This is a genomic window from Staphylococcus sp. HMSC34G04, from assembly GCF_001838765.1.
GTDB classification, from domain to species: Bacteria; Bacillota; Bacilli; order Staphylococcales; family Staphylococcaceae; genus Staphylococcus; species Staphylococcus epidermidis.
In genome coordinates this window covers 19,497-33,051 of record NZ_KV838748.1, presented here as the reverse complement: position 1 = coordinate 33,051, position 13,555 = coordinate 19,497, and the positions used below count along the sequence as shown (strand labels likewise).

At 30.6% G+C, this 13,555-nt stretch carries 15 protein-coding genes; 8 read left to right on the top strand and 7 right to left on the bottom strand.

Annotation, left to right across the window (positions count from 1 at the left end; all coding sequences use genetic code 11):
* Positions 1 to 1,926, top strand: a 1,926-nt coding sequence (locus tag HMPREF3241_RS09145; RefSeq protein WP_256323891.1) for a heavy metal translocating P-type ATPase, incomplete at its 5' end; no start/stop codon positions are given.
* Positions 1,927 to 1,943: 17 nt separating this feature from the next.
* On the top strand, positions 1,944 to 2,489 hold the full coding sequence (locus tag HMPREF3241_RS09140) for a YdhK family protein (RefSeq protein ID WP_002456803.1): 546 nt from the start codon (positions 1,944 to 1,946) through the stop codon (positions 2,487 to 2,489).
* 473 nt (positions 2,490 to 2,962) lie between these two features.
* On the opposite strand, the gene cstB is transcribed toward HMPREF3241_RS09140, so the two are convergent.
* Positions 2,963 to 4,291 (bottom strand): persulfide dioxygenase-sulfurtransferase CstB, encoded by a 1,329-nt coding sequence (gene cstB, locus HMPREF3241_RS09135; protein WP_002456802.1) that lies wholly within the window; start codon positions 4,289 to 4,291, stop codon positions 2,963 to 2,965.
* Between the two features lie 18 nt (positions 4,292 to 4,309).
* Positions 4,310 to 5,380 carry a DsrE/DsrF/DrsH-like family protein gene (locus tag HMPREF3241_RS09130; RefSeq protein WP_002456801.1) on the bottom strand — a complete coding sequence of 357 codons (1,071 nt, stop codon included), beginning with the start codon at positions 5,378 to 5,380 and terminating at the stop codon, positions 4,310 to 4,312.
* A 138-nt stretch (positions 5,381 to 5,518) separates the two neighbouring features.
* Here HMPREF3241_RS09130 and cstR point away from each other — a divergent pair, with 138 nt between their 5' ends.
* Together cstR and HMPREF3241_RS09120 are read left to right on the top strand one after the other, a co-directional pair.
* Complete coding sequence (cstR, locus tag HMPREF3241_RS09125) at positions 5,519 to 5,779, top strand: persulfide-sensing transcriptional repressor CstR (RefSeq protein WP_000456194.1); 261 nt, start codon at positions 5,519 to 5,521, stop codon at positions 5,777 to 5,779.
* Positions 5,780 to 5,793: 14 nt separating this feature from the next.
* Positions 5,794 to 6,534, top strand: coding sequence for a sulfite exporter TauE/SafE family protein (locus HMPREF3241_RS09120; protein ID WP_002474919.1), 741 nt, complete (start codon positions 5,794 to 5,796; stop codon positions 6,532 to 6,534).
* A gap of 60 nt (positions 6,535 to 6,594) precedes the next feature.
* On the opposite strand, the gene arsC is transcribed toward HMPREF3241_RS09120, so the two are convergent.
* The 5 genes from arsC to arsD all read right to left on the bottom strand — a co-directional run bounded on the left by arsC (position 6,595) and on the right by arsD (position 10,821).
* Positions 6,595 to 6,990: an arsenate reductase (thioredoxin) gene (arsC, locus tag HMPREF3241_RS09115; protein WP_032605494.1), complete on the bottom strand. Its 396-nt coding sequence runs from the start codon at positions 6,988 to 6,990 to the stop codon at positions 6,595 to 6,597.
* Between the two features lie 16 nt (positions 6,991 to 7,006).
* Positions 7,007 to 8,296 carry an arsenite efflux transporter membrane subunit ArsB gene (arsB, locus tag HMPREF3241_RS09110; RefSeq protein ID WP_032605495.1) on the bottom strand — a complete coding sequence of 430 codons (1,290 nt, stop codon included), beginning with the start codon at positions 8,294 to 8,296 and terminating at the stop codon, positions 7,007 to 7,009.
* Between the two features lie 2 nt (positions 8,297 to 8,298).
* Positions 8,299 to 8,613, bottom strand: a complete 315-nt coding sequence (locus tag HMPREF3241_RS09105) for an ArsR/SmtB family transcription factor (RefSeq protein WP_002437624.1) — start codon at positions 8,611 to 8,613, stop codon at positions 8,299 to 8,301.
* A 149-nt stretch (positions 8,614 to 8,762) separates the two neighbouring features.
* Entirely contained in the window at positions 8,763 to 10,487 is a 1,725-nt protein-coding gene (gene arsA, locus HMPREF3241_RS09100; protein ID WP_176746666.1) for an arsenical pump-driving ATPase, read from the bottom strand.
* Positions 10,474 to 10,821, bottom strand: a complete 348-nt coding sequence (gene arsD, locus HMPREF3241_RS09095; protein WP_002496049.1) for an arsenite efflux transporter metallochaperone ArsD — start codon at positions 10,819 to 10,821, stop codon at positions 10,474 to 10,476. Before arsD ends, arsA begins: the two co-directional genes overlap by 14 nt.
* A gap of 523 nt (positions 10,822 to 11,344) precedes the next feature.
* Here arsD and HMPREF3241_RS09090 point away from each other — a divergent pair.
* The 4 genes from HMPREF3241_RS09090 to HMPREF3241_RS09075 form a co-directional block, all read left to right on the top strand.
* Positions 11,345 to 11,665, top strand: coding sequence for an ArsR/SmtB family transcription factor (locus tag HMPREF3241_RS09090; RefSeq protein ID WP_002447566.1), 321 nt, complete (start codon positions 11,345 to 11,347; stop codon positions 11,663 to 11,665).
* An 87-nt stretch (positions 11,666 to 11,752) separates the two neighbouring features.
* Entirely contained in the window at positions 11,753 to 12,637 is an 885-nt protein-coding gene (locus HMPREF3241_RS09085; protein WP_002497168.1) for a permease, read from the top strand.
* Between the two features lie 13 nt (positions 12,638 to 12,650).
* A complete protein-coding gene (locus tag HMPREF3241_RS13210; protein ID WP_002437634.1) occupies positions 12,651 to 12,779 on the top strand; it encodes a hypothetical protein in 129 nt (42 codons plus the stop codon).
* Between the two features lie 254 nt (positions 12,780 to 13,033).
* Positions 13,034 to 13,555: tandem-type lipoprotein (locus HMPREF3241_RS09075; RefSeq protein WP_070853613.1), on the top strand; the 522-nt coding region annotated here is incomplete at its 3' end.

Sequence of the window (13,555 nt, the reverse complement as noted above, 5' to 3'; positions counted from 1 at the left end):
GTTTCATTAATTTTTGCAATACCTATCATTCTCTTATCGCCACTGATGGGTGTTAACTTACCTTTTCAATTCACATTTCCAGGTTCTGAATGGGTAGTGTTAATATTAAGTACAATTTTATTCTTTTATGGTGGTAAACCGTTCTTGTCTGGTGGTAAAGATGAAATTGCTACAAAAAAACCAGGCATGATGACCTTAGTTGCTCTAGGTATTTCAGTAGCTTATATTTATAGCTTGTATGCTTTTTATATGAATAACTTTAGTAGTGCAACTGGTCATACAATGGACTTTTTTTGGGAATTAGCAACCTTAATTTTAATTATGCTATTAGGACATTGGATAGAAATGAATGCTGTTGGAAATGCTGGAGATGCTTTAAAGAAAATGGCAGAACTATTACCTAATAGTGCTATTAAAGTTATGGATAATGGCCAACGCGAAGAAGTTAAAATATCAGACATCATGACTGATGATATCGTCGAAGTAAAAGCCGGAGAAAGCATTCCAACAGATGGTATTATCGTTCAAGGACAAACATCTATAGATGAATCCCTAGTCACTGGAGAATCTAAAAAAGTACAAAAAAATCAAAATGACAACGTCATCGGGGGTTCTATTAATGGGTCTGGAACAATACAAGTCAAGGTTACAGCTGTTGGAGAAGATGGATATCTTTCTCAAGTTATGGGACTTGTTAATCAAGCACAAAATGATAAATCTAGTGCTGAATTGTTATCTGATAAAGTGGCGGGTTATTTATTCTACTTTGCTGTAAGTGTTGGCGTGATTTCTTTTATTGTCTGGATGCTCATTCAAAATGATGTTGATTTTGCATTAGAACGTCTTGTAACTGTGTTAGTCATTGCTTGTCCACATGCTTTAGGCTTGGCAATACCTTTAGTCACTGCACGTTCTACTTCAATTGGTGCACATAATGGTTTAATTATTAAAAATAGAGAGTCTGTAGAAATAGCTCAACATATCGATTATGTAATGATGGATAAAACTGGTACTTTAACTGAGGGTAACTTTTCTGTGAATCATTATGAGAGCTTTAAAAATGATTTGAGTAATGATACAATATTAAGCCTTTTCGCCTCATTAGAAAGTCAATCTAATCACCCATTAGCTATAAGTATTGTTGATTTTGCGAAAAGTAAAAATGTTTCATTTACTAATCCACAAGACGTTAATAATATTCCAGGTGTCGGATTAGAAGGTCTAATTGATAATAAAACATATAAAATAACAAATGTCTCTTATCTTGATAAACATAAACTTAATTATGACGATGACTTGTTTACTAAATTAGCTCAACAAGGTAATTCAATCAGTTATTTAATTGAGGATCAACAAGTCATTGGCATGATTGCTCAAGGAGATCAAATTAAAGAAAGCTCAAAACAAATGGTAGCTGATTTACTATCAAGAAATATTACACCAGTCATGCTTACAGGTGACAATAATGAAGTGGCACACGCTGTCGCAAAAGAATTAGGTATTAGTGATGTTCACGCACAACTCATGCCAGAAGATAAGGAAAGCATTATAAAAGATTATCAAAGTGACGGTAATAAAGTCATGATGGTCGGAGACGGTATCAACGATGCGCCGAGTCTTATAAGAGCCGATATTGGTATAGCAATTGGTGCAGGAACGGATGTAGCAGTTGAGTCAGCTGATATTATACTCGTTAAAAGTAATCCATCAGATATTATCCATTTCTTTACCCTCTCAAATAATACTATGAGAAAAATGGTGCAAAACTTATGGTGGGGTGCAGGTTATAATATTGTTGCTGTACCTTTAGCAGCCGGTGTTTTAGCATTTATTGGCTTGATTTTATCACCTGCAATAGGGGCTATTTTAATGTCATTAAGTACGATTATCGTTGCAATTAATGCTTTTACATTAAAATTAAAATAAAAGATCGGAGTTTTATTATGATTAAAAAATTATTTTTTATGATATTAGGATCTTTACTAATATTATCAGCTTGCTCCAATAATGATGAAAAAGATAAAGATACTAAAGATCAAAAAAGTGAGACCCATATGAAGCATAATGACGAAAGTAAAGTTCCTGAAGATATGAAATCGACGAATGAAGGTGAATTTAAAGCGGGAGATAAAGTAACGATTACAGCAGGACATATGCCAGGTATGAAAGGTGCAGAAGCTACTGTAAAAGGTGCGTATAAAACATATGCCTATGTTGTAAGTTATAAACCCACAAATGGAAATGAAAAAGTAAACAATCATAAATGGGTCGTAAACGAAGAGATTAAAGATGCACCTAAAGATGGATTTAGTAAGGGCGATACTGTTAAATTAGAAGCAAGTCATATGTCTGGTATGAAAGGTGCTACAGCCAATATAGATAATGTGAAAAAGACTACTGTTTACGTGGTTGATTACAAATCCAAAGATAATGGTAAAATCATTAAAAATCATAAATGGATGACAGGAAATGAACTGGAAGCACGCTAAAAATCTAGTTCTAAATTGAGAAATAAAGAGATATAAAAAATATTCTCCTTAATCAATAATTTAAAAAACTTATTATTGTTAAGGAGGATATTTTTAGTGTGTAAATTAAAAAGAATTTTAGAAGAATAGCTTTTATCAAAAAAATGTTCATTATCTTATTAATTGAAATTATATAATTAAAAACCGCATCATTAACCGATACGTAGAAGCGTATCGTAAGTAAGGCGGTTTTTTAGCCGCTTCTCAAAGGGGCGGACGTATCATAACATATGAGATTTATGAGTATGGCAGTTATGTTTTTTGATCACATCAATAAACAAAAAAGGTATGCACTAAGTAAAATATTTATTAAATGATATAAAGAGAGGATACGTAAATAATTTTTAAATAGATATTTATCCAATAATATAAAAAGGGACTATAAGCTATATCTAATTACTTATAGTCCTTCTTCATTAGTATAAATATAATTATTAAGAAAGGTGGATATCTTTGTAACCTTCTTTTACATTAATAATGTTGTGATAACCTTTGTGTTCTAAAATACCAATAGCTATAGAACTTCTAATGCCAGACTGACAGTGTACATAAATAACATCGTTTTTATTGAAAGGTAAATCTGTTTCTAAAAGTTTGCCATGTGGTACATGAACCGCTTGAGATAAGTGGCCATTATTCCATTCATTATCATTTCGTACATCTAATATATGTGGTTCGTTACCTTTAATGTCTTCACTATGAATGGAACGTGATTGAATCTTAGATTGAGGTAATTGATATCCAGCAACATCATCGTAACCAATGAGTTGTAAGGCGTGTGTTGCTTTTGAAACAAGGTGATAGTCTCCAATCAAGTTAATTTCTTGATCATAGTTTAGATACCAGCCAATTTGATTGATGAAATTTTTATCATATGGAATATTGATTGTACCTTCAATATGTCCACCATGATAAGCCTCATTACTGCGGAGATCAAAAGTTAATCTGTTTGTACTTGTAGCTGGATAAACCGTATAAGGTTGATATAAATTCATACCGAATTGATTAATTTTTTTCATTTGTGCAAAATGATGTGGTGGTGCAGGTTGGTCAGAAATTAGTTTATCGATAAAGGTAGCTTCATTATTTTCAGAAAAAGCCCAGTTCGTTTGTTTTTCATAGCCAAGCGTAGATGTTGGAATAGCACCTAAAGATTTACCACAAGGACTACCAGCGCCATGGCCAGGCCAAATTTGAATGTAGTCTGGCAAGTCTTTAATACTTTCAATAGATTTAAACATTTGTTTAGCGCCTATTTCAGATGATCCTCCTACTTTAACAGCTTTTTCTAGTAAATCAGGTCTACCGATATCTCCTACAAAAATAAAATCACCACTGAATAGTCCCATTGGAACTTGTGCTCCAGCACCTTCGTCAGTAAGTAAAAAACTTATACTTTCTGGCGTGTGACCAGGTGTATGAAGCACTTTTAATTTTATATTTCCTACATAAATATCATCATTATGTTGAACAAAATGAGTGTGGTTAGGCATATTTTTATAACCTAACATGTCATCACTTTCGCCCGATACATAAATACTAGCATTTAACTTTATAGCAACATCTCTAATTCCTGAAGCAAAATCTGCATGTATATGTGTTTCAGCTGCATGAGTAATGGTTAAACCTTCTTCATCAGCAACTCGAATATATGAAGATAAGTCACGAATAGGATCAATAATCATGGCTTCTCCAGTTTTTTGACAACCGATTAAATAAGATGCTTGAGATAAGTGTTTATCATAAAATTGTTTAAAAAACATAATATCATTCCTTTTTAATTATATAAATAAATTGTGATTAGCTTGTTCTGTATATCCAATATATGCACCTACGCCACCGTATTCTACATCATCGCGTAGTTCTTCTTTTGTAATGCCCATAACATCCATGCTCATTGTACAAGCAATAAGTTTAACACCTTGTTCAACTGCTTGATTGATAAGAGAAGGTAAATCATCGACATTTTTCTTTTTCATGACATAACGCATCATTAAATTTCCTACACCAAACATATTCATTTTTGAAATAGGCATTTTAATTGGTGAATTTGGAAGCATGAAGTCAAAAAGTTTTGCGATACCTTTTTTCTTAATGCGTTGACTTTGAGTTTTTTTAAGTGCATTCAAGCCCCAAAATGTGCAAAAAATGGTTACATCTCTACCTGCGGCTTTAGCACCATTAGCAATAATCATTGCTGCAACTGCTTTATCTAGTTCGCCGTTAAATAAAACAATCGTTGTTCCATTTTTTGTGTGCGTCACTTCTATATTTTTATTTTCTTCTTTTTGAATAATAGCGCGAATTTCATTACCAGAATCATTGAGTCTAACAAGTGTGTGTCCAGTTTGTTTGACCCAACTTTTAATATCGTTTAAAAAACCGTGATCTGTCACAACAACTTCTATTTGATCACCAATAGCAATGTTTTTCATTTCTTTACTAATATTAACAATAGGTCCTGGGCACTGTAGATTACTATAATTAAACGTCTTACGATTGTGTTTGATTTGAATTTCTTTATCTTCTTTTAATTTAAATGATTCATTATTATGTTGCTGTTCGTAAGCCGTATAGCCTCCATCTAAATTCACCACATTGTATCCGCGTTGTGTAAGAAATTGACTTGCTTTTCTACTTCTATTACCGCTTTTGCAATAAATATAGTAAGTTTTATTGCGATCTTGTTTAAAATTTTCTATGTTTTCAACTGAATGTAATAAAGCATTTTTAATGTGTCCTAATTCATATTCTTCAGGCTGTCGAACGTCAATTAATTGACCCTTAGAACCCAATTCTTGTAATTCTTTTTTAGTGAAATCATTAATGTGTTTTGTTTTATATTGTGACATAATTGCCTCCTTTTAAATACCTATGGGGGTATGTTATAACGGATTAGACAGTTTGTCAAATACCCCATTAGGTATTTGACAAACTAAAATTTAATCAATATGATGTAATTATTAAAAATTAATATGGAGTGAAATATATTGGAATATAATAAAAAGATGATTAATCGTATTCATCGCATACAAGGACAACTTAATGGTGTCATTAAAATGATGGAGGAAGAAAAAAATTGTAAAGATGTCATTAGTCAATTAAGTGCATCTAAAAGTTCTATTCAACGTTTAATGGGTATTATCATTAGCGAGAACTTAGTAGAATGCGTCAAAATGTCTGAAGAAAATAGTGAAGATTCTCAGGCATTAATTAATGAAGCAGTTGAATTATTAATAAAAAGTAAATGATAATGGTGACTTCCATGATAATCATGTTACTCATTGGAATATTTGGAGGATTTATTTCAGGATTGGTTGGTATAGGGGGAGCAATTATCATTTATCCTATGCTTTTATTATTACCACCTTTGGTTGGTCTACCCACTTATAGTGCTTATATTGCTTCAGGATTAACCTCAAGTCAGGTGTTTTTCAGTACATTGAGTGGATCTTTTAAAGCATATAAAAACAAAGATTTTTCTAGAACGCTTGTACTTAATATGGGAAGTGGAATGATTATAGGTAGTATACTAGGTGCAATATTAGCGAATTTAATAAATGTACAGTTCGTTAATATGGTTTATATTATTATTGCATTATTAGCTCTTATTTTAATGTTTATTAAAGTCGTACCATCTACTAGTCATATTAAGTTTAATCGTCTACTTTTAATTACAATAGGTGGTATCATCGGTTTGGTATCTGGTATTGTAGGAGCTGGTGGAGCATTTATTATTATTCCAGTACTACTTGTTATATTTAAATTACCAATGAACACGGTGGTTACAAATAGTATTGTAATTGCGTTCATTTCTTCTATTGGAGCATTTATTATTAAATTATTACAGGGTTATATTCCTGTTAATAGTGCAATACCGTTAATTTTAGGTAGTATACTATTTACGCCTCTAGGTATGAAAATAGGACAAAAAATACCTGATTATATTCAAAAAATGATTGTAAGTATTTTAATCGTCATTGCAATCATTAAGTTGATTTTTTAAGAATATTATATGATAGAAAATCTATTAAAAGCGTCTCAATGATATTGAGACGCTTAAAATTTATCTAGCCTTAAATGATTCAATGGCTACTTTGATTTCATCTCTAACACGCTGGAATTCTGACCAAGGTTTGCCTGCAGGATCATCAAATCCCCAATGTTCCTTCTTTACATTAGGCGGCAATATAGGACAGTTTTGATCAGCATCACTACATAGAGTTACTACTAAATCGGATTGGTGTAATATTGTTTCGTCAATTAAATTAGAAGTATGGTTTGATATATCAATTCCAACTTCTTTCATCGCTTCAATTGCCTTTGGATTGACACCGTGTGCCTCAATACCGCCAGAATATACTTGCCATTCATCATCTAAGATGTTCTTACCCCAGCCTTCAGCCATTTGGCTACGGCATGAATTACCTGTACATATAAAATAAATTATTTTCTTTGTCATCATTGACACCTCTTTTTTAAAATATAATAAGTGTGAGATATAACCCTAACAGTGTGATAAATAATACCGGAATCGTTATAATAATACCGATTTTAAAGTATGTTCCCCAAGAAATTTTAACACCTTTTTGAGTAAGCACATGTAACCAGAGAAGTGTTGCTAACGAACCAATTGGTGTGATTTTAGGTCCTAAATCAGATCCGATAACATTTGCATAAATCATGCCTTCCTTGAGTATGCTTGTTGTTTGAGATTGACCAATCGCTATTGCATCTATTAAAACAGTTGGCATGTTGTTCATAATGGATGAAAGGAATGCGGATATAAAGCCCATGCCCATGATACTAGTAAATAAACCGTAACTTGAAATATTTGTTAGTACATCACCAAGAAGCGTTGTAATACCCACATTTTTTAGACCAAATACCACAAGATACATACCAATAGAGAATAAAACAATATTCCATGGTGCACCTTTAATTACTTGTTTCGTATGAACAGCCTTAGATTTACGTGCTAATAATACAAATATTAAAGCAATGATACCAGCAATAATTGATACTGGAATATTTATAAACTCACTTATTAAATAACCAACTAGCAATACAGTGAGTACAATCCACGAGATATTAAAAAGCTTTTTGTCCTTAATCGCTTCTTTTGGCTCTCTAATATTTACTGCATCAAATTTTCTTGGGATAGACTTTCTAAAATAAAGCCATAAGACAAGAATACTTGCGATTAAAGAGAATATATTAGGTATAATCATTTTACTGAAGTACTCAACAAATCCAATATCAAAGTAATCAGCAGAAACAATATTAACTAAATTACTAACAATTAATGGAAGAGACGTAGTATCTGCAATAAAACCACTAGCAATAATAAATGGGAATACCGCTTTTTTATCAAATCCTAAACTACGTACCATTGCTAAAACAATAGGTGTCAGTATTAAAGCTGCACCATCGTTCGCAAAGAAAGCTGCTACAATAGCGCCTAACAACATAATGTAAACAAACATTTTCAAGCCATTACCCTTTGATGCTCTCACCATATGTATAGCAGACCATTCAAAGAACCCAATTTCATCTAATATGAGTGAAATGAGAATAACTGCAACAAAAGTTAAGGTCGCATTCCAAACAATTCCAGTAACTTCTAGTACATCTGAAAAGCTTACAACGCCAGTGATTATAGCAATTACAGCACCAATTAATGCAGTAATACCAATATCTAGACCTTTAGGTTGCCATATGACAAAAATTAACGTTAATATAAAAATTGTGATTGCTAATATTGTCATTGTTAACATTCACCTTTCTCTACAGTTTCACATATACATGGGACAGTACTGGAACTCAATAGAGTGAGTCGTGATGTAATGTCATCTAATACAGCATGATTCAATTTATATAAATTTTTATTACCATCCTTTCTAGATGTAATTAAATTATTGTCTTTTAATACTTTCATATGATGACTTAATGTGGGTTGAGAAAAAGAAAAATGTTGTAATAAATCACAAGCGCATAATTCACCGCAAGATAACAAATCTAATATCTCAAGACGGCTACTATCAGCCATCACTTTCAAGTATTGCGATATTTCACTATAATTCAATTTTTTTCTCCCTTTCTACTTGGAATCTTTTATATCGTTAATAATTTTTATTGTCATTTGATAAATTACATACTTGCTTAACTCCTAAATTATTAACTGGTTTAAAGTAGACTCTATTTATCATATAGTTCTCATTATAATCAATAATATCAATATTCTAATACTCGATAAGGTATGACAAAGTAATTATCAAGACTTTCATTTTTAATCTTGTTTATCCAAAATGATTCATCTTCTTTTTTGTTACTAAAAAGGTCATCACGTTGATTTAGCGTAACTAACGATTGATTAACAACCCACCAATTATGGCCTATATTAGCTCTATTTAAATCTTCTACTAAACGTTTAGATTCTAAATAAGGTGTTTTTTCTGCTAATGTTACAATTATCATCTGTGTTAAATTTTTATTTTGAATTTTGGGTAATAATGTTTCAACATTACTGGTAGTTTGAGTTGATTTTTTCTTTAATTCTCTATGATGATTTTCACTAGAATCAAGTAACAGCAAGGTATGGCCTGTAGGAGCTGTATCTACAATTACGTAATCCATGTCGTCTTGATTCTCCATAATGTCACTAAAGGCTTTGAAAAATGCTATTTCTTCTGTACAAGGTGATTTTAAATCTTCCATAATATAATCAATATCGTCTTGTGGTGTATCATCATTCACTGTTGCTAGTACTTCTTTTTTATATTTTTCTAATGCTTGTTCTTCATCAATATAAGCAGTATTTAAATTACTTGTGGTTTCAACATTAATTTCTTTAGTAGGGTCAGTAGTTGCTAAAAGAACACGATGTCCTTTATTAGATAATGCTGTAGCTAATTGCGTTGCTACTGTCGTTTTACCAACGCCACCTTTTCCCATTGTAAATAAATATTGAACTTTACTATTTTCAATTTCATCTATTAATTTATTGAATTGCGGATGATCTTCAACAATAAAGTCATCATTTTCAATTAAGTTATCATCATTTAATAGATTAGTTAAACTTTCTATACCTTCTTCTTTCTGCTTTTTATATGGAACGTAATAAGCATGATTGTTATTTAACCATTCAGTAAAATGATTAATGTTTTTATCTTGTTCTGATTTCATCTGACTCGAAATTAAACCGTGACTTTCTTCTATATAGTTGTTAATGATTACTTTGAATTTAGAAATTGACAGTTGTTGTAATTCTTGTTGCGCTCTTTGAATTTCATATATAGAAGAGTGACTAGGTCTCGCAACTAACATCATGGTCGTATCATCTTGGTTACGTAGTTTTTCAAGTGCTGAATTATATTTAACTCTATTTTCATTTAAACCTGATAATTGACCTAAGCAAGAAGCGTCATTACTCGTTGTATTTAAATAATCTGTCCATGCAGAAGGTAATTCAAGCATTCTCAAGGTGTGACCTGTTGGAGCTGTATCAAATATAATGAAATCAAATTCTTGTTCTAAAGTTTTATCGGATAAAAAATTTGTAAATTCATTAAATGCTGCTACTTCAACTGTACATGAACCACTTAACTGTTCTTTCATCTCAGCAAGCACATCTTCTGGTAGAATACCCTCATAAGGTTCTATAGATTGTGCTTTATAATCGTCTGCAGCAGCAATCGGGTCAAAATTGGCTATAGAGAGATTAGGTATAGGTTGATATTTAGTTAATTTATTAGATAATTCCATTTGAAATACATCTTGTAAATTACTAGCTGGATCAGTACTTACTAAAGCTACTTTCTTTCCATTCTCTGCTAAGTTTAAAGCAGTAAAACTTGATATCGTTGTTTTGCCTACGCCACCTTTACCAGTAAAAAACAAATATTTTGTTAACTCAACGTTATCTAAATTCAATTTATTTAAGTACTTAACAGCATCCATCTCCACCACAGCATCCTCCATTTCTCATTTGATTAACTGTAATAATTTCATCGGCTTCTTCTTGGGTAATATAAGCGCCCGTTTTAGCTATATTGCCTTCTATAAAAGTGATTGGTAAAACTTCATCACCTTTTTCTTGAATTAAACGAATAACTTCTTTATTTTGAATAAATTCATTCGGATTATTGTTCATATTATAACGTTGAACTTCTATTTGATTTTGTTTTAAATATTCATTGATTTGATTCGCTTTTATTAGTGTTTCATCCGGTTCAGGACCACATACCCCAGTAGAACAGCACATAGCTTCTTCGTATATTTCAATATTTAACATTATACTCACCTCATTAATTAATTTACGATTATAGACTAACATCTATATAGATTGGTGTCTATGTTTTTATTTGAGTTTTAAAAATTTTACTAAATTTAATTCTTAATAATACAATTTATGAAGAAATTATTTTAGTATTTTTGTGAGCAATATCTAAGTTTATGTAAAATTATAGGTTTTCTTCTTGCGATAATATATATATTGATTTATATTTGATATATCAAGAAAAATTGATGTATTAAATGATATAAAACTACATTGACAATAAGAAAGTGTGATTGATTACGAGTAAACCATGCAAGTACTTTAACTTTTGGTTACTTTGTTAGTTATTTAAATCTTGTTATCCTATCAAGAGAAATCAATTTAAAAGAAGCTACAATATTATATGTAGAAGGAATTCTTTAAAGGTAATATTACTCAGTATGGCGAATCAACAAAAAATGACTATAAACAAGCAATTCAAGAATTGAAATAAAGATAATATAAACTCAATGAAATATTATAAAAAGGATGGTCTTTTATGGAAGTTATTAAAACAAAGACTGATATGAGTGAAGATCAACAGTTTGATTTTTATGAAAAGATGTTTAATGCACTTGCCGATAAAATCAGATTAAAAATACTAAATCAAATTAGCCAAAGCTCTAATAAATCATTATGTGTGTGTGATTTAGAAGGGTTATTAGATATAAAACAATCTAAACTTTCTTATCATTTAAAAAAATTAGTAGATGCAAATGTTCTTATTGCTGAAAAGCATGGCACATGGAATTATTATAAAATTAATGAGCAACAAATACAGGTTGTTTTAAATGAAGATACTTGTTGTAAGATACTTTAAGTATCTTTTTTAATGTAGTATTAATCAATTTTTTTTGGTTAATACATCAAGAAATATTGATTAATTAAATTTGGAGGCATTATACTCATGTTAGATTCAATTATGGAATTTATAAAAATATTTGTGATGTTGTTTTTTGAATTATTAACACTATTCATCATCGTGAGCTTTATTGTAAGTTTAATTCAACAAGTAGTTTCGGAAGAAAAAATCAAAAGATTTTTGAGCAAGCCTAATCAAGCAATTAGTTATGTATTGGGGATGGTGTTTGGTGCTATGACACCATTTTGTTCTTGTTCAACTATTCCAATACTTGCAGGTCTATTAAATTCTAAAGTTCCATTTGGTCCTGCAGTGAGTTTCTTGATTGCATCGCCATTAATGAATCCATTAATGATATTTATGTTATGGGCCTTATTAGGTTGGAAAGTTGCAATAGTTTATTTTATTGTACTAGCAATCTTTAGTATCTTAACAGGTTTTGTATTTTCAAAAATGAATTTAGCCGAAACTTATAAAGGTGTAAATGTTAAAGGCGATGGATTTTTTGCTAATAAAACGGAATCTCGTTTTAAACAAGCATTAAATGATGCGTGGGCATTTTTATATCCAATGCTTCCTTACCTATTTATTGGTGTATTTATTGGAGCGTTCATATATGGATTTGTACCCGAAACATTTATTACTAAATATGCGAGTGGAGGTGGCATTATATCCGTATTTATTGCTTCTATTATAGGTATTCCTATGTATATTAGACCTGAAACAATGTTACCTATAGCTGAAGCATTAGCTTCAAAAGGAATGTCGCTTGGGACAGTTGTTGCTTTGATCATTGGTGGTGCTGGTGCAAGTATTCCAGAAGTTGTATTATTATCGAAACTATTCAAGAAAAAATTTGTAATCTCATTCGTTATCGCCATTTTAGTTGTAGCTATTTCTACAGGTTTGATGGTGAACATCGTTATTTAAAGGAGGTGAGATAATGGGAATCAAAGACGTATTAAAAAAATTAAAACCTCAGGAACAATCTTGTTGTTCAGTAGAAATTGAAGAAAAAAAAGAGAAGAATGAAAAAGAACAGCAGGATAATAACAATTGTTGTAACAATTAATTTAGAAGTCTGTGAAATATATGCTTCTAATAAATAAAAGAACGACAAATTCCAATGTAATAGTATGGAATTTGTCGTTCTTTCGTTTCAATTAAGGAAAATGATTTTGTTTATTTATTAATTATGAAAGTAAAATAAAATTTTAATTCCATCTTAAATGTATTATATGTTCATTGTTTGGTAATATGTAGATGTTTAAGAAGTTGATTTATATAATGTTTACCAATTTATGATAAATAGAAAGATGTGAAAATATGAAACATTCAAGCAAAATAATAGTATTTGTAAGTTTCTTAATTTTAACGATTTTTATTGGAGGATGTGGTTTTATAAATAAAGAAGATAGCAAAGAAGCTGAAATCAAACAAAACTTTAATAAAACGTTAAGTATGTATCCAACTAAAAATCTAGAAGACTTTTATGATAAAGAGGGCTATCGTGATGAAGAGTTTGACAAAGATGACAAAGGGACATGGATTATTAATTCTAAAATGATTGTTGAACCGAAAGGGGAAGAGATGGAAGCAAGAGGGATGGTTTTACGTATAAATAGAAATACGAGAACAGCTAAAGGTAACTTTATTATAAAACGAATAACAGAAAATAATAAAGGAATACCTGATGTTAAAGACAAAAAATATCCAGTAAAAATGGAACACAATAAAATTATTCCAACAAAACAAATTAAAGATAAAAAATTAAAAAAAGAAATTGAGAACTTCAAATTTTTTGTACAATATGGAAATTTTAAAAACTTAAAGGATTATAAAGACGGA